General features: G+C 53.2%; 18 protein-coding genes. 9 read left to right on the top strand and 9 right to left on the bottom strand.

Translation table 11 applies throughout. The features are described from left to right. Positions 1-3: 3 nt before the first annotated feature. Together minD and minC are read right to left on the bottom strand one after the other, a co-directional pair. Positions 4-816, bottom strand: a complete 813-nt coding sequence (minD, locus tag NMC31_RS16355) for a septum site-determining protein MinD (RefSeq protein ID WP_149462772.1) — start codon at positions 814-816, stop codon at positions 4-6. A gap of 22 nt (positions 817-838) precedes the next feature. Continuing rightward, a complete protein-coding gene (minC, locus tag NMC31_RS16350) occupies positions 839-1,546 on the bottom strand; it encodes a septum site-determining protein MinC (protein ID WP_253898504.1) in 708 nt (235 codons plus the stop codon). Positions 1,547-1,672: 126 nt separating this feature from the next. Here minC and NMC31_RS16345 point away from each other — a divergent pair, with 126 nt between their 5' ends. From NMC31_RS16345 to ycgN, 3 genes are all read left to right on the top strand, one after another. Continuing rightward, positions 1,673-1,954, top strand: a complete 282-nt coding sequence (locus tag NMC31_RS16345) for a YcgL domain-containing protein (RefSeq protein WP_253898503.1) — start codon at positions 1,673-1,675, stop codon at positions 1,952-1,954. Positions 1,955-2,036: 82 nt separating this feature from the next. Continuing rightward, a complete protein-coding gene (locus NMC31_RS16340) occupies positions 2,037-2,696 on the top strand; it encodes a fumarylacetoacetate hydrolase family protein (protein WP_253898502.1) in 660 nt (219 codons plus the stop codon). A gap of 93 nt (positions 2,697-2,789) precedes the next feature. Further along, positions 2,790-3,236, top strand: coding sequence for a cysteine cluster protein YcgN (gene ycgN, locus NMC31_RS16335; protein WP_253898501.1), 447 nt, complete (start codon positions 2,790-2,792; stop codon positions 3,234-3,236). Between the two features lie 55 nt (positions 3,237-3,291). Here ycgN and dsbB read toward each other — a convergent pair whose 3' ends face one another. Both dsbB and nhaB read right to left on the bottom strand, forming a co-directional pair. Further along, positions 3,292-3,822, bottom strand: coding sequence for a disulfide bond formation protein DsbB (dsbB, locus tag NMC31_RS16330; protein WP_231827043.1), 531 nt, complete (start codon positions 3,820-3,822; stop codon positions 3,292-3,294). Positions 3,823-3,948: 126 nt separating this feature from the next. Continuing rightward, entirely contained in the window at positions 3,949-5,499 is a 1,551-nt protein-coding gene (gene nhaB / locus NMC31_RS16325) for a sodium/proton antiporter NhaB (protein WP_253898500.1), read from the bottom strand. Positions 5,500-5,711: 212 nt separating this feature from the next. Here nhaB and fadR point away from each other — a divergent pair, with 212 nt between their 5' ends. Further along, the gene (gene fadR, locus NMC31_RS16320; RefSeq protein WP_253898558.1) at positions 5,712-6,416 is read left to right on the top strand and encodes a fatty acid metabolism transcriptional regulator FadR; all 705 of its coding nucleotides are present in this window, start codon (positions 5,712-5,714) and stop codon (positions 6,414-6,416) included. A gap of 42 nt (positions 6,417-6,458) precedes the next feature. Here the strand turns inward: fadR and NMC31_RS16315 are convergent, their stop codons facing one another. Continuing rightward, a complete protein-coding gene (locus NMC31_RS16315; protein ID WP_149462763.1) occupies positions 6,459-7,991 on the bottom strand; it encodes a SpoVR family protein in 1,533 nt (510 codons plus the stop codon). 326 nt (positions 7,992-8,317) lie between these two features. Here NMC31_RS16315 and NMC31_RS16310 point away from each other — a divergent pair, with 326 nt between their 5' ends. Further along, positions 8,318-9,616, top strand: coding sequence for a D-amino acid dehydrogenase (locus NMC31_RS16310; RefSeq protein ID WP_253898499.1), 1,299 nt, complete (start codon positions 8,318-8,320; stop codon positions 9,614-9,616). A 9-nt stretch (positions 9,617-9,625) separates the two neighbouring features. Then, entirely contained in the window at positions 9,626-10,696 is a 1,071-nt protein-coding gene (dadX, locus tag NMC31_RS16305; RefSeq protein WP_149462761.1) for a catabolic alanine racemase DadX, read from the top strand. Positions 10,697-10,713: 17 nt separating this feature from the next. Here the strand turns inward: dadX and NMC31_RS16300 are convergent, their stop codons facing one another. From NMC31_RS16300 to ldcA, 3 genes are all read right to left on the bottom strand, one after another. Further along, on the bottom strand, positions 10,714-12,447 hold the full coding sequence (locus NMC31_RS16300; RefSeq protein ID WP_253898498.1) for a potassium/proton antiporter: 1,734 nt from the start codon (positions 12,445-12,447) through the stop codon (positions 10,714-10,716). Positions 12,448-12,596: 149 nt separating this feature from the next. Then, positions 12,597-14,342, bottom strand: a complete 1,746-nt coding sequence (locus NMC31_RS16295) for a M48 family metallopeptidase (RefSeq protein WP_253898497.1) — start codon at positions 14,340-14,342, stop codon at positions 12,597-12,599. Between the two features lie 377 nt (positions 14,343-14,719). Next, the gene (ldcA, locus tag NMC31_RS16290) at positions 14,720-15,631 is read right to left on the bottom strand and encodes a muramoyltetrapeptide carboxypeptidase (RefSeq protein ID WP_253898496.1); all 912 of its coding nucleotides are present in this window, start codon (positions 15,629-15,631) and stop codon (positions 14,720-14,722) included. A 94-nt stretch (positions 15,632-15,725) separates the two neighbouring features. On the opposite strand from ldcA, the gene emtA reads away from it, so the two are divergent. Continuing rightward, positions 15,726-16,337 (top strand): membrane-bound lytic murein transglycosylase EmtA, encoded by a 612-nt coding sequence (gene emtA / locus NMC31_RS16285; protein ID WP_149462758.1) that lies wholly within the window; start codon positions 15,726-15,728, stop codon positions 16,335-16,337. On the opposite strand, the gene ycgR is transcribed toward emtA, so the two are convergent. Beyond that, positions 16,338-17,072 carry a flagellar brake protein YcgR gene (gene ycgR / locus NMC31_RS16280; protein ID WP_253898495.1) on the bottom strand — a complete coding sequence of 245 codons (735 nt, stop codon included), beginning with the start codon at positions 17,070-17,072 and terminating at the stop codon, positions 16,338-16,340. A gap of 264 nt (positions 17,073-17,336) precedes the next feature. On the opposite strand from ycgR, the gene NMC31_RS16275 reads away from it, so the two are divergent. Together NMC31_RS16275 and NMC31_RS16270 are read left to right on the top strand one after the other, a co-directional pair. Further along, on the top strand, positions 17,337-17,594 hold the full coding sequence (locus NMC31_RS16275; RefSeq protein ID WP_253898494.1) for a GlsB/YeaQ/YmgE family stress response membrane protein: 258 nt from the start codon (positions 17,337-17,339) through the stop codon (positions 17,592-17,594). A 155-nt stretch (positions 17,595-17,749) separates the two neighbouring features. Further along, complete coding sequence (locus NMC31_RS16270) at positions 17,750-19,852, top strand: TonB-dependent siderophore receptor (protein WP_253898493.1); 2,103 nt, start codon at positions 17,750-17,752, stop codon at positions 19,850-19,852. The last annotated feature ends 190 nt before the right edge of the window (positions 19,853-20,042 follow it).

Below are 20,042 nucleotides of genomic sequence, written 5' to 3'. Positions count from 1 at the left end.
AATTTATCCTCCGAACAGGCGTTTGAGGAAACCTTTCTTCTCTTCTTCAATGAAGCGGAAAGGACGTTCTTCTCCCAACAGACGATCCACGGTGTCGGCGTAGGCTTTACCTGCATCGGACACCGCATCCAGAATAACCGGTTCACCCTGGTTGGATGCACGCAGTACAGACTGATCTTCCGGGATAACGCCGACCAGTTTGATGCGCAGAATTTCAAGCACATCTTCCATGCTCAGCATATCGCCTTTGTTTACGCGACCCGGATTGTAGCGGGTCAGCAGAAGGTGTTCTTTGATTGGGTCTTCACCGTTTTCCGCACGACGCGATTTCGAGGCCAGAATGCCCAGAATGCGGTCGGAGTCGCGCACGGAAGAGACTTCCGGGTTGGTGGTGATAATCGCTTCATCCGCGAAATAGAGCGCCATCAATGCGCCGGTTTCGATACCCGCCGGGGAGTCGCAGACAACAAAGTCGAACTCCATCTTCTTCAGTTCGTCGAGCACTTTCTCGACGCCTTCGCGGGTCAATGCGTCTTTATCACGCGTCTGGGACGCCGGGAGAATAAACAGGTTTTCCGTGCGCTTATCTTTGATCAGCGCCTGGTTCAGTGTAGCATCGCCCTGAATAACGTTAACGAAATCATACACAACGCGGCGTTCACAGCCCATAATCAGGTCGAGGTTTCGCAGGCCGATATCGAAGTCGATAACGACAGTTTTCTTTCCCTTCTGCGCCAAACCAGTCGCGATGGCCGCGCTGGAGGTGGTTTTGCCCACGCCCCCTTTACCCGAAGTCACAACAATAATGCGTGCCATAGAAATTCCTTGTTAAAAGGGATTAATTAAACGGTTGAATTGTCAAAGCGCTATCGTCTAAACGCAGACGTGCCGCTTTGCCATAAAACTCGGCTGGGATTTGATCGCTCAGCCAATATTCCCCGGCAATGGACATTAATTCCGCTGCCAGATGTGTACAAAAAATCTGTGCCTCTCGATCGCCAGCAGCGCCAGCCAGCACCCGTCCCCGCATCATGCCATACACATGAATGTTACCATCGGCGATAAGCTCAGCGCCTGCGCTCACGTGATTTGTAACAATCAGATCACAGTTTGGCGCATAAATGCGCTGACCGGAACGAACCGGCATATCAATCAATCGCGTTTTTGTGATCGTGCTAACAGTTGGGGCTGGTTCAGGCTGGGGTTGAGGCTCGACGGGAGCAGGGCGGGCGATTTTTTCTTTACCCTCAGTGAGTAAAGGCAGACCCGCTTTGTCGATTTCCGCTTTCATGCGCGGGTTCTTTGCGCCGCTCACGCCCACAATACGCAAGCCCGCAGCGTTAATCGCCTGCTGCAACGGCTGCCATTGGGTCGTCTCTTCCAGACTACTGACGTTTACCACCACCGGCGCGTGACGAAAAAAAGCCGGAGCCTGAGCCACCTTGTCCTCTAACGCCTGACGAATAATCTCGGGATTTGCCTCATGCAAATGCACCACTGATAAAGTGAAACTACTGCCTTTAAGTTCGATTGGCGTGTTTGACATCCTGGCCTTACTCAATTTGCTATTTATCATCCAGCACAATGCGGTGATATTCCGAAGACTATCAGGCATGTTATAGTCACTGATATATAGAGGCAAGTCACCACGGGCTTAATTAAGAGTAAAAGTATGTTTTGTGTGATCTACCGGAGCGCTAAACGCGACCAAACCTATCTTTATGTCGAAAAAAGAGACGATTTTTCCCGCGTACCTGAGGAACTGATGAAAGGCTTCGGCCAACCGCAGTTGGCGATGATGCTGCCGCTGGACGGGCGTAAACAGTTGGTGAATGCGGATCTTGAGAAGGTAAAACAGGCCCTCAAAGATCATGGATATTATTTACAGATCCCACCACCGCCTGAGAATTTACTGAAACAGCATCTTGCCGAATCAGGAAAGCCACAAGATTAATCCTGGGCAGTTATTGATGTTGGTCGATAAATGAGTCTATTAGTTATAACAATTATGTTTGAAAAACGAATAGGGGAAACAAATGTATCAGCATCATAACTGGCAAGGTGCGTTGCTGGATTATCCGGTCAGCAAAGTTGTTTGTGTCGGCAGTAATTACGCAAAGCACATTCAGGAAATGGGCAGCGCGATTCCGGATGAACCGGTGTTGTTTATCAAACCAGAAACGGCGCTTTGCGATATTCGTCAACCGCTGGTGTTGCCGCAAGGGCTGGGCTCTGTGCATCATGAAGTCGAACTGGCGGTGCTGATTGGCGCAACATTGCGCCAGGCAACCGAAGAACACGTTCAGAAAGCGATTGCGGGCTATGGCGTGGCGCTGGATCTCACGCTGCGCGATGTGCAGGGTAAAATGAAGGAAGCGGGGCAACCGTGGGAAAAGGCCAAAGGCTTTGATAATTCCTGCCCGATTTCTGGATTTATTCCGGCTGCCGAATTCGAAAGCGATCCGCAGAATACGCCGCTGGCGTTAACGGTTAACGGCGAGGTGCGCCAGCAGGGAACGACGGCAGACATGATCCATAAAATCATCCCGCTGATTGCCTACATGAGCCGCTTCTTCACCCTTAAGCCAGGCGATGTGGTGTTGACCGGCACGCCGGAAGGCGTGGGACCTCTGTTGAGTGGCGATGAGCTGACCGTACAGTTCAATGGCCTTTCCCTTTCTACGCGCGTACTGTAATCCCTTCTTGCCGCCCTCATTGGGCGGCAAAACTTGCATCCCTGTGCCAGACTGGTTATAAGGTGCACCCTGGTTTTTGATGTGGACATCCTTATGAGCGAATTACCTTTCTGGCAAAGCAAAACTCTCGACGAAATGACAGACGCCGAGTGGGAATCGCTGTGCGATGGTTGCGGGCAATGCTGCCTGCATAAACTGATGGATGAAGACACGGATGAAATCTATTTCACCAACGTTGCCTGCCGTCAGCTGAACATCAAAACCTGTCAATGCCGTAACTATGAACGCCGCTTCGACTATGAGCCGGACTGCATCAAACTCACCCGCGAGAATTTACCCACCTTCGAATGGTTACCCCACACCTGCGCCTATCGTCTGCTGGCGGAAGGGAAAGGTCTTCCGGAGTGGCACCCGTTGCTGACGGGCTCAAAAGCCGCGATGCATGGCGAGCGTATTTCTGTGCGTCATATTGCAGTGAAAGAGTCGGAAGTGCGCGACTGGCAGGATCATATTATGAATAAGCCTGAGTGGGCTCAGTAACAGGTCTGTCTGCTTAAGTAAAAAACGCGCCTTTGGGCGCGTTTTTTAGACGTCATTATCGACCAAACAGGTCGCGTTTTTTCGGCTTAAACGGCTGAGCAATAATCACCAGCACTGCGACCACCAGATAGGCCGCGAAAATACCGACCAGCCACTGTGGCATTTCCAGTGACAGGAACGACCACTGACGCACCGCGCAGTCGCCGGAAGCGACAAATACCTGCGGCAGCCATTTATCGAGCGGCAGCCAGGTCGGGAAGCGTGCGGCAAAGTCGCAGGTCATAAAGGGGGATGGATGTAGCTGAATCATCGTGTGCTCCCAGGCAAGCTGTAAACCACGGATCGCGCTGTATATCCAAATTACCATAGCGACGTAACGCAGCGGCGTTTTTGGGGCGATGGCACCCACAATACCTGCACCCATGATGCCGAACAGGGCGCAACGTTCATAGATACACATGACGCATGGCTGAAGCAGCATAATATGCTGGAAATACAGCGCAACGAGTTCAAGTGCAAAGGCAGTAAGCGCCATCAACAACCACGCGCCACGGCCTCGTGAGCACTGGTTCAAATATCGCAACATAATCATTTCCCTGGAACATGTTTAAGAGCAGCAGTTTAAACCAAAAAAAGCCTGCCGCCACTGACGTTTAGCAATTCTTACGTAAATGAACATTAAATGCCCGGCACTACTGCCGGGCAACTAATGTTAAGGAAGATGTGGGGAAGGGAGCCAACCGATCGCCAGAAGCCAGTCGCTGATGGGTTGCAGAGCAAACTCAACGCACAGCAGCCCAACCAGCGTCAGCACGATGGTATACGGCAGCGCCATCCAAACCATGCGACCATAAGAAAGTCGTATGAGTGGTGCCAGCGCAGAAGTAAGCAGGAACAGAAACGCCGCCTGGCCGTTTGGCGTGGCGACAGACGGCAGATTAGTGCCGGTGTTAATCGCGACCGCCAGCATCTCATATTGTTTGAGGTCGATAGCGCCAGACTCCAGTGCGGACTTCACTTCGTTGATATAAACGGTTCCAACAAACACGTTATCGGAAATCGACGACAGTAAACCATTGAAGATATAGAACAACGAGCGTTGCGCGTGCGGTGAGGCTTGCAGCACAAAGTCGATGATCGGCGCGAACAGATGCTGGTCGATAATAACTGCGACCACCGCAAAGAAGACAGTCAACAGTGCGGTGAAGGGCAGCGCTTCGGTAAATGCTTTGCCGATGGCATGTTCATCAGTAATGCCGGTGAACGAGGTGGCCAAGATGATAACCGATAAGCCAATTAACCCAACTTCAGCCAGGTGGAAAGCCAGCGCCAGCACCAGCCAGACGCCAATCACCGCCTGGACGCACAGACGCATGGTGTCCTGACGTGTGCGTTGCTGACGGCTACGCGCATCAAAATCGTGTAACGTCTTGCGCACGGTTTCCGGAAGGGTAGCACCGTAGCCGAAGAGTTTGAATTTCTCCAGCAGAAGACACGTGATGATGCCGAAAACAAAGACCGGTAGTGTGACTGGCGCCATGCGTATAAAGAACTCGCCAAAGTGCCAGCCGGATGTTTTGGCAATAATCAGGTTCTGCGGTTCGCCCACCATCGTCATTACGCCGCCAAGCGCAGTGCCGACGCCCGCGTGCATCATCAGGCTGCGCAGAAATGCGCGGAATTGTTCCAGTACGTCGCGATAGTGTTTATCGATGTGACTATCATCAAGCAGATCGTCATCGTCAGTACGGCTTGACGCCGCACGGTGGTAAATACCATAAAAACCCACTGCGACGCTGATAATCACCGCCACCACCGTCAGCGCATCCAGGAAGGCTGACAAGAACGCTGCCGCCAGGCAAAACGCCAGTGAGAGCAGCATTTTGCTGTGGATGCTCAGCAACAAGCGGGTGAAAATAAATAGCAGCAACTGCTTCATAAAGTAGATGCCGGCGACCATGAAGATCAGCAACAGCAGCACTTCAAGATTTGCCGCAATTTCTTCACGCACGTGTTCGGCTGAGGTCATGCCGACAATCACTGCTTCAATCGCCAGTAGCCCGCCGGGGATCAACGGATAGCACTTGAGCGCCATTGCCAGCGTGAAGATAAACTCGATAACCAGCAGCCATCCTGCGATAAAGGGGTTAACGAGAAAGATAATCGGATTAATGACCAGGAATATCAGAAGTAAAAGTTTATACCAGTCCGGGGATTGTCCGAGAAAGTTGCGCCATAACGCGCGCGAGTATGAGATTTCCATGACGAATTGTCTGCCTCGTAGAAGTCATCTTTTATTACAACCAGGGCGGAAACTTTAGCAGAGATTGCGACAAAAAACGTCCTCAAGTGCGGAAAAGGAAAATCAAAAAATGAAACGGCGATCCCTTTTTAATTCGCTTCGTGTGCTATCTGCTGTTGATGCGGTCTGGTATGATGAGTGGATTGCAACGCTGTGTAATGGAAATTCTAACTATGGTCATTAAGGCGCAAAGCCCGGCGGGTTTCGCGGAAGAGTATATTGTTGAAAGCATCTGGAATAACCGTTTTCCACCGGGGTCTATTCTGCCTGCCGAGCGCGAACTTTCTGAACTGATTGGTGTGACCCGTACAACCCTACGTGAAGTGTTGCAACGTCTGGCTCGTGATGGCTGGTTGACTATCCAGCACGGTAAGCCGACGAAAGTTAACAACTTCTGGGAGACGTCCGGTCTTAACATTCTGGAAACGCTGGCGCGCCTCGATCACGAAAGCGTACCGCAACTGCTGGATAATCTGCTTTCTGTACGTACTAACATCGCCACCATTTTTATCCGTACGGCGTTCCGCCAGCATCCTGATAAAGCGCTGGAAGTACTGGCTACCGCGCGCGAAGTCGAAGACTATGCTGATGCGTTTGCCGAACTCGATTACAATATTTTCCGCGGGCTGGCGTTTGCCTCCGGCAACCCGATTTATGGCCTGATTCTGAACGGTATGAAAGGGCTCTATACCCGTATCGGCCGTCACTATTTCGCCAATCCGGAAGCGCGTAGTTGTGCGTTGGGCTTCTATCATCGCTTAACGGAAGTGTGCGAGCAGGGCCTGCATGACCAGGTGTATGAAACCGTGCGTCGTTACGGCCACGATAGCGGCGAGATTTGGCACCGGATGCAGAAAAGTATGCCGGGCGGTGTATAAGCATCCATAGAAAAAGCCTCTCAATTGAGAGGCTTTTTTGTATCACAACGCGCTCGGTCTCGGTGGGCAACGTTCAAGTAACTCGACGCTGCCGTCCGCATTTTGCTGCTCAAGATGCACGTCAAAGCCCCACAGACGATGCACGTGCTTGAGCACTTCCCGGCGGCCTTTATCCAACGGCGCGCGGTTGTGCGGCACATAGCGTAACGTCAGCGAACGGTCGCCGCGCAGATCCACATTCCACACCTGAATATTCGGCTCCAGGTTACTGAGATTATATTGTGAAGAAAGCTGCGCCCGAATTTCCCGATAGCCGCTTTCATTGTGGATCGCCGAGATCTCCAGATAGTTATTGCGATCGTCATCCAGCACTGTAAACAAGCGGAAATCACGCATCACTTTCGGTGACAGGAACTGGCTGATAAAACTCTCGTCTTTAAAATCGCGCATCGCAAAATGCAGCGTTTCCAGCCAGTCGGAACCCGCCATATCCGGGAACCAGTAGCGGTCTTCTTCCGTCGGCGTCTGGCAGATACGTTTGATGTCCTGAAACATGGCAAAGCCCAGTGCATACGGGTTAATCCCGCTGTACCACGGGCTGTTATAGGCAGGCTGGAACACCACGTTGGTGTGGCTGTGCAGAAATTCCAGCATAAAGCGCTCGGTCACTTTCCCTTCATCGTACAGATGGTTGAGAATGGTGTAGTGCCAGAACGTGGCCCAGCCTTCGTTCATTACCTGCGTCTGTTTTTGCGGATAAAAATACTGGCTCACCTTACGCACAATGCGCATGATTTCGCGCTGCCACGGCTCCAGCAATGGGGCGTTTTTCTCCATAAAGTACAGCAAGTTCTCCTGCGGTTCAGAAGGATAGCGGCGCGCAGATTCCACCGTTTTCTCCTCTTCGCGCTTCGGCAGAGTGCGCCACAGCATATTCACCTGGCTTTGCAGATACTCTTCGCGACTTTTCTGCCGGGCTTTCTCCTCCTGCAACGAGATTTTTTGCGGACGTTTATAGCGGTCCACGCCGTAGTTCATCAACGCGTGGCAGGAGTCGAGCAGCTTTTCCACTTCATCTACGCCGTAGCGCTCTTCACACTCGCTAATGTATTTACGGGCGAAAAGCAGGTAATCGACGATGGAGCTGGCGTCTGTCCAACTGCGGAACAGATAGTTGTTTTTAAAGAAGGAGTTATGCCCATAACAGGCGTGTGCCATCACCAGCGCCTGCATGGTAATGGTGTTCTCCTCCATCAGATACGCGATACAGGGATTGGAGTTAATCACAATTTCATAGGCCAGCCCCTGCTGGCCGTGCTTATAGGCCCGCTCGGTCTCTATAAACTTCTTGCCGAACGACCAGTGGGTGTAGTTTATCGGCATCCCGATGCTGGAGTAAGCATCCATCATCTGCTCAGAGGTAATGACTTCGATTTGATGGGGATAGGTGTCCAGCCGGTAGAGTTTGGCTACCCGGTCTATCTCAACCAGATAGGTTTCCAGCAGGGGAAATGTCCAGTCGGGTCCGTCGCTTAAACGCGTGCTGTCCTTATTCATCGAATCAATCGTTGCCATTAGCGCGCCCTCATTGTTGGCGACTCTCTCTGTCTGGAGAGCCTCTGTAAAAGAATAGAACACCTGGAAAAAACTGTAACAAGCGCCAATTTTTTTCTTCGCGATTTCTTCATTTTGATGACGATATTTTTACAATTATGCAGCATTTTATGCTGGGTAAAATTATTGCTTAGCAGGAGATGTCGATTCTCGCATGCCAGCGCTGGCGGGGGTGTATGTGAACTACGTCACCATAAAAAAAGCCTATGTTGAATAATATTTTCATCTGGGTTATCAATTTGTAATCAGAAGATTGTTCTTTTACTCAATTCGATTCTGGAGTAGCTATGCACGTTGTCATACTGGGAAGTGGCGTAGTCGGCGTGACCAGCGCCTGGTATTTAAGTCAGGCAGGACACCAGGTTACGGTTATCGATCGTGAAGTGGGCCCGGCGATGGAGACCAGCGCCGGCAATGCCGGGCAGATCTCCCCCGGTTACGCTGCGCCCTGGGCGGCACCCGGCGTGCCGCTGAAGGCGATTAAATGGATGTTCCAGCGCCACGCGCCGCTGGCGATTAGCCTCGATGGCACACAGTTCCAGTTGAAATGGATGTGGCAAATGCTGCGCAACTGCGACACGCGGCACTACATGGAGAACAAAGGGCGCATGGTACGTCTGGCGGAGTACAGCCGCGATTGCCTGAAAGCGCTACGTGAATCCACCGGGATCGCCTACGAAGGGCGGCAGGGCGGCACGTTGCAGCTTTTCCGCACCGCACAGCAGTATGAAAACGCGATGCGCGACATTGCCGTGCTGGAAGATGCGGGGGTTCCGTATCAACTGCTGGAGTCAGCCCGACTTGCCGAGGTTGAGCCTGCTCTGGCAAGCGTGGCGCACAAACTGACGGGCGGCCTGCGTTTACCGAATGATGAAACCGGCGACTGTCAGCTCTTCACCCAGCGTCTGGCACAGATGGCTGAAAACGCGGGCGTTACTTTCCGCTATAACACACCGGTCGATGCGCTGCTGCGGGAAGGTGAGCGCATCTATGGCGTGAAGTGCGGCGATGAACTGATTAAAGCCGATGCCTATGTGATGGCATTTGGTTCCTATTCCACCGCGATGCTCAAAGGGCTGGTGGATATTCCGGTATATCCGCTGAAAGGGTATTCCCTCACCATTCCGGTGAAGGAAGAGGCGGGCGCACCGGTTTCGACTATCCTTGATGAAACCTACAAAATTGCCATAACTCGTTTTGATAATCGTATTCGCGTTGGCGGGATGGCGGAAATTGTCGGCTTCAATACCGAACTGCTGCAACCGCGCCGTGAAACGCTGGAAATGGTGGTGGGCGATTTGTTCCCGCGCGGCGGCTATATTGAACAAGCCACGTTCTGGACCGGCCTGCGACCGATGACGCCCGACGGTACGCCAATCATTGGCAAAACCGCATTCAAAAATCTGTGGCTGAACACAGGCCACGGTACGCTGGGCTGGACCATGTCCTGCGGTTCCGGGCAGTTAATAAGCGATTTAATATCCGGACGTACGCCTGCCATTCCTTATGATGATTTAAGCGTGGCGCGCTATTCGCCGGGCTTTACGCCGTCACGTCCTCAGCATTTACACGGCGCTCATCATTAAGGAGAACGCATGTCTCGTCCTGTAGAAGCCAGCATCGATCTTTCGGCGCTGCGGCAGAACCTGAACGTTGTACGCCGGGCGGCCCCGGGATCACGCGTCTGGTCGGTGGTGAAAGCTGATGCTTACGGGCACGGTTTGAAACGTGTCTGGAGCGCATTACGCGAAACAGACGGTTTCGCGATGCTCAATCTGGAAGATGCCATCCAGCTACGTGAGTGGGGATGGAAAGGGCCCATTCTGCTGCTGGAGGGGTTTTTCCATGCCGATGAGCTGGAATTGTTTGATAAATATAGGTTAACGACCAGTGTTCACAGCAACTGGCAGATCAAAGCGCTTCAGGACGCGCGGTTAAACGCGCCACTGGATATCTATCTAAAAGTGAACAGTGGCATGAACCGGCTTGGGTTTACGCCGGATCGTGTCAGTACCGTGTGGCAGATCCTGCGTAAAGTGCCGAACGTCGGCGCGATGACGTTGATGTCGCACTTCGCGGAAGCAGAAAAAAGCGAGGGTATCGAACGGCCTATGCTGCGAATCGAACAGGCGGCGGAGGGGCTGGAATGCCCGCGCTCGCTTGCCAATTCGGCGGCAACGCTCTGGCATCCAGAAACGCATTATGACTGGGTACGGCCGGGCATTATTCTCTATGGTGCTTCGCCTTCTGGCCAGTGGCAGGACGTGGCCAATAGCGGTATTAAACCTGTAATGACCCTGAGCAGCCAGATTATCGCCGTGCAAAACCTGAAAGCGGGCGACACGGTGGGCTACGGTAGCCGCTACACCGCCACGCAGGAGCAGCGAATTGGTATTGTTGCCTGTGGATACGCGGATGGTTACCCGCGTATTGCACCGTCGGGTACGCCAGTGATGGTAGACAGCGTGCGTACCACCACGGTGGGAACGGTGTCGATGGATATGCTGGCGGTGGACTTAACTCCGTGCCCCAATGCGGGAATTGGCGCGCCAGTAGAGCTGTGGGGCAACGGCATCAAAATCGATGACGTTGCCGCCTGTGCAGGAACGGTGGGTTATGAGTTAATGTGCGCGCTGGCCCCGCGCGTCCCTGTTGTGACAGTGTAACTTAATGGGTGAGGCGGTTATTCCGCCTCTTCCTCGGCGACTTTAACCCCGACTTTGACCACTTCATTATCGGCTTTCTCGGCGACCGTCCACACCATTCCGGCAAACTCTACCTGATCACCGACCACCGGCGTGGCGCCTAACAACTGTTGCACGATCTCGCCCAGCGACTGCTGTTTATCGCGAAACTCCTCGACGCCATCAAGGCCGTAAATCATCGCCACATCGGCGAATTTGGCGCTGGCTTCGAGAATAAAGTCACCAAAGAAACGTTGATCCAGTGCTACCGGTGGTGACTGGCTGAACAGTTTGCCGAGTGCCGGAATATCGCGCTCGCGGGCAATCACACAAAGAATATCGCCTTCGCGTAACCGGGTACTGCCGTTTGGGTGCAGCAGAACGTTATCGCGGAACAGTGCGGCGATGCGCGTATCTTTCGGCATATGCAGGTCACGCAGCGCGGCGCCCACGCACCATTTGTCGGCGCTCAACTGATAAATAAGCTGTTCCCACGGGTTTTCCGGGTGAATGTCCAGCCCGACGCGCGACACCGGCCAGCCAACGGGCGGCACCACCACTTTGGCGCGTTTTGCCGCCCAGGAGAGTGAGGTCCCCTGAAGCAGCAGCGATACCAGCACCACGAAGAAGGCGACGTTAAAGAACAGACGCGCGTTATCCAACCCGGCCATCATCGGGAAGACGGCGAGGATAATCGGCACCGCGCCGCGCAGACCCACCCAACTGATGAAGATGCGCTCGCGCAGGTTAAACCCGCGAAACGGCAGCAGACCGATAAACACCGATAATGGGCGGGCGAAGAAAATCATCCACAGCGACAGCAGCAGGGCGGAAGCGGCAATTGGCAGAAGGTCAGACGGCGTGACCAGCAGGCCAAGCACCAGGAACATGCCGATTTGCGCCAGCCACGCCAGCCCGTCGAAATTTTGCAGAATACCGAAGCGGTTACGGATGGGACGATTACCCAGCAGGAAACCGCACAGGTACACGGCGAGGATACCGCTGCCGTCCAGCGAGGTAGTAATGGCAAAAATCATGATCCCGCCGCTGAGGGCCAGCAGCGGATACAGCCCGGTTGGCAGGGTGATGCGGTTAATCATCTGCAACAGCAGATAACCGCCCGCGAGGCCAATCAGAATGCCCAGACCAAACTGCTGAATGATATGCACGGCAAACATCCAGCTTAAACCCGTTTCGTGTTGCTGAATCATCTCGATCAGGGTGATGGTCAGAAAGACCGCCATCGGATCATTACTGCCGGACTCAATTTCAAGCGTCGAGCCGACACGCTCGTTCAGCCCTTTGCCCCCCAGCAGAGAGAACACTGCCGCCGCATCCGTGGAACCGACAATCGCGCCAATCAGCAGGCCTTCAATCCAGTTAAGGTTAAACAGCCACGCCGCCGCGACACCGGTCAGCCCGGAGGTGATTAACACGCCTACCGTTGCCAGTGATAATGCCGGGCCAAGGGCGACGCGAAATGAGCTCGCCTGGGTGCGCATCCCGCCATCCAGCAGGATCACCGCCAGCGCGAGGTTACTCACCATATAAGCGAACGGATAATTATCGAAAGGAATGCCGCCGATGCCATCTACGCCTGCGAGCATGCCAATGGCGAGGAAGATAACCAGAATCGGGATACCGAGGCGGGAAGAGAATGAACTTAAAAGAATGCTACAGGTTACTAAGACTGAACCCAAAATAAAGAGACTAATGACTGCCGCGGCGTCCAATGTTCACGTACTCCCCGATAACGAACAAGCTAGTTACAAAAAGTTATCATAATTAGCGCGTGAACAGGGGAACAATAAGAGGATTGAATGTTTTTTTATTTTACAGCGTCGCCCGATAACTCGACCGGGCGACGCTGTAGGTTATGGCGTTAGCGGTTCTCTTTAAGTTCCTGTCGCGCATGGGCCGAACGCAGATACTGCTGAAACTCTTCAATCACGCTGACCGCAGAGATTTCTGTTTTCGTTCCATCCTGTGCTTTACGCATATCCGCATAGACTATCAGCGCAAAGAGTTTGCCCACACCCCGGTTTTCCACGCCGCGCACCATACGCTTGAGTTTCTTCGGCGGCTGATAGCCTTCCCGCCAGCTCAACACGATGCACAACGCTTCATGACGTTCCTCAACGTCAAAGCCAGTAATGGCGGTCCACTCAATAGGTTTATCCAGATCGCTACACTCAATGTGCGTTGGCGTGAAAGTATAGAGTGGTGTCTTGCCGGAGCGATACAACATGAAAGTCATCATCGCTACAAACCAGGCCAGGGTAATGAGAAATAGGGAAAAACCGGAGCTGTTTGGCGCGAAAAGAGACAGGAAACCCATCACCATGAGGAACGCAGCACCCGCGCTTTGCAGCAACACTTTTTTCTTGTTATCGCGCCAGATTTCACAGCTTTCCGTTGCCAGTACCGCGTGCGATTCCAGCATCTGCTGGTGCTCTGCATTATACTGGACGGCTTCTTCCGTCAGCGACTGCGACATCGACGCGCGCACCTCTTCCAGCCCGCCGAATAACGCACCCAGAGAGGCGAAATCGCCCTCGGACACCTGGCGAGTCGCGTGTGCAATCAGGCTGTCGTCAATTTTAACATCCAGCGCCTCAATACGCGCGCGCGTGACCGGGTGGCTGTCTGTCGGGTGCTGAATCTCATCTTCCAGACACGCCTGCACATCGAAGGTATTTGTTTTGCGCGCTTCGTCGAGCAGGCCGCTTATCCACTCCTGCGGTGCCTGTTGTTTACCTGACATCACCGTGTTGAGATAGTTGCCGACCATTTCTGATAGTGCGGAAATACGCAGCAGCGCACTGGAAAGTGCCTGCGGCGAGCTGGCTCGCGCTCCGGTTTGGTCAGCGGCGAACTCACGAATACGGCTCCAGTAGCTGACCGTTTCGTGGAACTTGATCAGGAACCACAGGCCCATATCCAACGCAGGATGCAACACGATGCGGTCAATCCACGCCACACCGTTTGAGTTATTTGCCATCTGTTGTAGCGTATTTTCAAGGCCCGCATAAACCGGGGCGAAGCGTAAACTGTACTGCGTATCCTTCCCGGTAAAATGGCCCAGTTCGTGACCAATGACCGCCGCCACCTCGTCTTTATTCATCAACGATGAGTAGGTGAGAGGTAAATAAAGGGTATTGCCGGTCAGCAGATCGCCGCTGTTCAGGCGAACGTTATTGGCGGTGACATAAAAACAGTCAAAGAAGCCGACCACGATGTTATCCGGCATCACCACCTGGCTCTTCTGTGCCAGATCGCGCACCCAGCCCCACAGCTGCGGAGATTGTTCCTCTGAGACCGAGTGGCCGTGAATATGGCTTTCTTCGCGCTTAAAGAAAGCAAAGCAGCGACGGATGGAAAACATGCTTTTCAGCAGCATCCACAATATGGCGCCGATAGCACAAAGAGCCATCACAAATACTTTTCCTGACCCGTGACCGGAATGCGTCAGCGAAACCAACCAGGCCAGCTCACCGCCCACTAACGAGACAATCCCCAGCCCGTTGAAGATCATAATCAGCAGCATAAAGATGGGGATAATGCCCCGGCACAGGGTAAATGTGGCAATCAATTTATTTTGCGAGGTACGCGACGCGACTACGCTCAAATAGCAAATCACCATTGCCAAAAGGCAGATGAGAATGGAGCCGACGCTACAAAGCCCCGCAAAGACGGAGAGACCTGCGCGGAGTGCAGCAGAGGAATTGTGCCCCGAAGGCGTGCCGCCGAGACGCCAGAACTGCCAAAAACCATAAATCAGAATTAATATTGGGATTAAAAATATTCGTCTGAAAGCTTTTATTTCCATATAAAAAGACTCGCATTAAGTGATAGATTTAAAATGGCGGTTCATTTTAAATTGGCCTTAAGGGAGCTTTTGTTATTATTTCTTACGAAGGCTTTAAGATATTTTAATTATATTCAGAAAGGGAATGTGTGGGTTTGTGGGATGCTATATATGTTGCAACATCCCACCAATAAGCCTTAACGAAGGACCGGATGCCCGCTGATGGTCAGTGTGGTTGCGTCTGCCGAGTGTACCAGTTTCGCCTGCGCCCCTAGCGGCAGCGTGACGGTGCGCTGCTCGTGGCCGAAATCGAGCCCGCTGATGACCGGAATCGCCAGCCGCGAGCGTAAATAGTCGTACATGGTCTGCAAATCATAACCCGCATCGTAATCATTGGGCGTGGCCCCGGTAAAGCTACCGAGCACGATGGCCTTTTGACGCGGCAGAATACCCGCGTACAATAGTTGCAGCAGCATGCGTTCCACGCGGAAGGGATGTTCGTTGATATCTTCCAGCACCAGAATACCGTCGCGGATTTGCGGCATCCACGGCGTGCCCACCAGCGACGTCAGCATCGCCAGATTCCCGCCCCACAGAGTGCCTTCTTCGCGACACTGCGGCCCGTCGCCCGCCCATTCAAGCGTGAAGCTTTCATTGCGCAGCGCCTGCCAGAAGTGATGCACGGTAAAGTCGTTCAGGGTTTCCGCGCCAAAATTCCCCGCCAGCATCGGCCCGCTGAAGGTGATGACGTCACCTTTTGCCAGCAGCCCCATCTGAATGACAGTGAAATCGCTGTGGCCGCAGATAAGTAGCGGATCCTGCTGCTGGCGCGCGACGAGCGACGGCCACTCGATGGCATCCAGCAGACGGCTTGCGCCATAGCCGCCGCGCACCGCAAGGACAATCTGATTTTTACCTTTCAGTTCGGCGAGTTGATTGATATCGGCCAGACGCTCGCTCTCGACGCCCGCAAAGCGCTGGCTACGACGGGGAATGACCTGCTGGTGGTTGACCTGATGCCCTGCGCTTATCAGTCGGTCAACGCCCATTTCGGCGGCGGATTGATTGATGCAGTAGCCCGACGGGGCGATCAGATGAAACTGTGACATGGCAATTCCTTGCAGAGAACGAAACGAGTATCATGCCGCCTGAACCCGTTATTGTCATTACTGGCGGCATACTTGAGCTAAAAAGGATAGTTGCGTGAAATTGAGATGGTTTGCTTTTTTAATTGTGTTACTTGCCGGATGCAGTTCAAAACAGGATTACAAAAACCCGCCCTGGGACCCACAGGTGCCGGTAAAACGCGCAATGCAATGGATGCCGATTAGCGAAAAAGCCGGTGCGGCGTGGGGCGTAAGCCCGCGTTTGATCACCGCCATTATTGCCATTGAGTCTGGCGGTAACCCGAATGCCGTCAGCAAATCTAACGCGGTGGGCTTGATGCAACTCAAAGCGTCCACCTCCGGAAAAGATGTCTATCGCCATATGGGCTGGAGCGGTCAACCGTCAACCAGCGAGCTGAAAAACCCGGAGCGTAATATCTCCATGGGGGCGGCTTATCTGAGCATTCTGGAACATGGCTCGCTGGCAGGCATTAAGGACCCGGAAGTGATGCAGTACGCGCTGATGGTCTCTTATGCCAACGGCGCGGGCGCGCTATTGCGCACGTTCTCCTCCGATCGCAAAAAAGCGATCAGCAAAATCAACGATCTGGATAAAGATGAGTTCTTCGAACACGTTGTCGAAAACCATCCGGCTCCGCAGGCGCCGCGCTATATCTGGAAAATGCAGAAAGCCATGGATGCGATGTAACTAAACGCGAACCTTATTGGCGCGCTCACGCGCTTCTCGCTCCAGCGAAAAAATGATGCGCTGGAGCGAGCGTTCTGCCGCCGGGTTAACGTTCAGAAAACGCAAACTCAACCGTGGCGTACTCACCGTTTCGTTTTTATGATCGACCACTCTTCGCTCACTGACTGCAATCAACTGCGCATCAAAATGAAATTTTCCCCATGGCCCCATATCCAGCTCCAGTTGGGAAAAACGCATTCCCGGCTGTAAATCGGCTTCCGGCTGACTATCCAGCAGTGCTCCCATTCCTCCCAGCGACAGATCAAAAAGCCGAAAATACATCGGCTGATTACCGGGGAGTTGGGCTTTACCAAAGTAGGGCGGATGCAACGGGGCGGTGATGCGAAAATATTCACGACGCTGAATAAACCAGAGTGTTGGCGGAACGGGAATGATGAATGCAGGAAGCCCCTGATATTCTCCCACCTGCAACTGTGTCACCGTGAATTCCATTTTTGCGCCGGCGGTTTCGGCGGTGAGAGTGACGTTTTCCACTCGCTGAACTGCGCGGTTCTCGTACTCCTGACTGCCAAAATCGAGTACCAGTTCGGTTTTGCTCACTTCCAGAAGGCGACTGATAAATTGCCCGCTTCCCCACGAGACGCGTAGCGGAACGTCATCGCGATGAAGATCGCGCAGAATATTCAAAACGGCCAGCGGGTTTTGTTTCAGGAATTGCGAAGGGTATTGATTCATCTGCTATCTCTTCTGGAGGATAAACCGTCTGGTTGTTATCGGTTTACGTTCAGGAAACTTCAGCCTCGGTAAAAAAATTTTTACGTTCGCTTTCTGCGCGGCGTGCGGGCGAGAAGGGCCTGTTCAGGTCAAACATATTCAGTGTGTGAATAAAATTTAAGCGCGACGGCGAGATTTTTAAGAGTAATTACCTATACTTGAAACATTAGCGGCGCAGAATGTCGGCGCTTTTTTTGAGGTTTTTTTAATTGGAGGATGGTAAAAATGGGTGTTATTGCCTGGATTATTTTTGGTCTTATTGCGGGTGTTATTGCCAAACTGATTATGCCGGGGAAAGACGGCGGCGGCTTTATTCTGACCTGCCTGCTGGGGATCGTCGGTGCGGTCGTGGGCGGCTGGATTGCCACCACGCTGGGCTTTGGCGATCGCGCGATGGGCTTTGATATGCACAGCTTCATGGTCGCCGTTGTGGGCGCCATTGTGGTGCTGGGTATCTTCCGCTTCCTGCGCCGCAACAACTAAGCATCATGCTTCAACGGCCCCATTCGGGGCCGTTTTTCTTCCTTTCTGTTGATTCCCCACAAATTTTTGAGTCGCGGTGCATCTGGCTATTGCGCATCAAATAAAAATGAGAATAATTAGCATTCTTTATTCTAATTATTGGTCAGACAAACATTATGCGCTTCGCCTATCGTACGCTCTCGGGAATGATTGCACTTGCTCTCGCCACTCCGGCCCTGGCCGACAACGCTGAAACGACTATGGTCGTCACCGGTTCACAGGGGAGCAGTGAACTGCCCGTCTGGACCAACAGCGCCACCAAATCCGCTGTCGCGGAGAGTAAAACGCCGCAGGTCATCAATACCATCAGCGAGAAAGAAATCGCCCAACGTCATGCCAACTCGGTCAATGAAATTCTGCGCTATGCGCCGGGCGTTTCGACGGAAGTGCGCGGCAGCACCAGCTACATGAGCGAATATAAAATTCGTGGCTTTACCGTCGACAATGAATTTTATAACGGCCTGCAATTGCCCTATAACGTCAATGGCAACACCAAAGCGCGTATTGACCCGCTGCTGATTGAAAACGTGGATATTCTGAAGGGGCCCTCATCGGTGCTTTATGGCAACGGTTCGCCGGGCGGTTTGGTGAATATTCAGGGGAAAAAGCCGCAAACTGAGCCGCGCACGGAAGTGGGGTTTAACACGGGCACGCGCAACCTGAAAGAGGGATATCTGGATTCCACGGGACGTATCCTCGACAGCGACTGGAGCTATCGCCTGCTGGGCAAAGCGCGTGAAGGCGACGACCAGCCGCATACTACGCGTTACGAAGATTACCTGGTTGCGCCGAGCGTTACCTGGCAGCCTGATAACAAAACACGTCTCACGTTTGACGCGCTGGCGCAAAATACGCCGAGCCTGACGCCGTCCAATCCATTACCGCTTTCTTATCTGCGTTCCAGCTACGCCGGGCGTCGCGACTTTGCGGGTGATAAGTGGAGTGGTTTCGAACAGCGTCAGTGGATGGTGGGTTATAGCTTCGAGCATGAGTTCGACAGCGGTTGGGGCATCGTCCAGAAAGCGCGTTACTTTGATATCGATACCCATCAGCGCAGCGCTTATTCCACCGGGAATGCGGGCAGCGCAAACGTGTATGAACTTAACCGCTTTGCCTATACCACCGATGAAGACCTGCACAGCGTTAATATCGATAACCAGGTCACCAAAACCTTCGCGTTTGGCGACTGGCAGCATCACCTGCTGGCGGGGTTCGATTACCAGAAACTGAATTCGCACTATAACTACCGCTATGCCTCGACCACGCCGGGCATCGATATGCTGCATCCGGATTACTCGCAGATCACCAGTGATAATTTAGGGCTCTACACCGCGCAGAAAAATCGTCTTTCTTACAACCAGAAGGGCTATTACTTCCAGGATCAGGTGGAGTTCGGCGGCCTGAATATTCTTGGTAGCATTCGCTATGATGAGTACCAGTCCGCTACCACGGATTATCTCAATGACCAGCAAAAAGCGTGGATCTCGCAGGATCGCGTGACTAAACGTCTGGGCGCGCTGTATGCCTTTGAAAATGGTCTGTCACCGTTTATCAGCTACTCAGAAGGCTTCCTGCCGGTATCGCCGCGCGGTAACCTGACGGCGCAGGACGTGAAACCGACCACCAGCAAACAGGTGGAAGGCGGCGTGAAATACCTGCTGGCTGATTACGCGACGACCTTTACCGCATCGGTGTTTAATATTCGCCAGAAAAACGTGGTGAGCGCGGACCCAAGCTGGAACTACCGCCAGACGGGGGAGATTGAATCGAAAGGCGCGGAGCTTTCCGTCGTTAGCCGCCCGACGGACAATATCAATCTGATTGCCAACTACGCCTATACGCACGCTATCAATACCGAGGATGAAACTTACGAAGGTAAGCGCCCGACACAGGTGCCGGAAAACGCGTTTAATCTGTGGGGGGATTACACCTTTGACAGCAGCCTATTCAGCGGATTAACCGTGGGCGCGGGGGTACGCTACACCGGGCCGATGGAGATCTCTCCGGCTAATAACGAAGGTAAGCTGGGCGGTACGACGCAGTATGATATGGCGGTATCGTACGATATGTCGGCTATCGACAGCAGCCTGAACGGGCTGATGCTGAAAGCCAGCGCACAAAACCTGACCAACAAAGAAACCTTCAGTTGCTACGACAGCACCAACTGCTGGATTGGCCGCGACCGCACGGTGCAGGTGGGGGCGAGTTATACGTTTTGATGGTGGGGTTTTTCCCCCTCACCCTAACCCTCTCCCTCAGGGAGAGGGGACCGACCTAGCCGGTTTTGCAGATCTGCGCTGGTTTTCTCCCTCTCTCTTAGGATGAGGGGACCAACCGAACCGATTTTGCAGATCTGCGCTGGTTTTCTCCCTCTCTCTTAGGGTGAGGGGACCGACCGAGCCGGTTTTG

This window comes from Pseudocitrobacter vendiensis (assembly GCF_943590815.1).
Lineage (GTDB): Bacteria > Pseudomonadota > Gammaproteobacteria > Enterobacterales > Enterobacteriaceae > Pseudocitrobacter > Pseudocitrobacter vendiensis.
The sequence above is the reverse complement of the archived record's forward strand: the minus strand, read 5'-3'. Positions and strand labels throughout refer to the sequence as shown.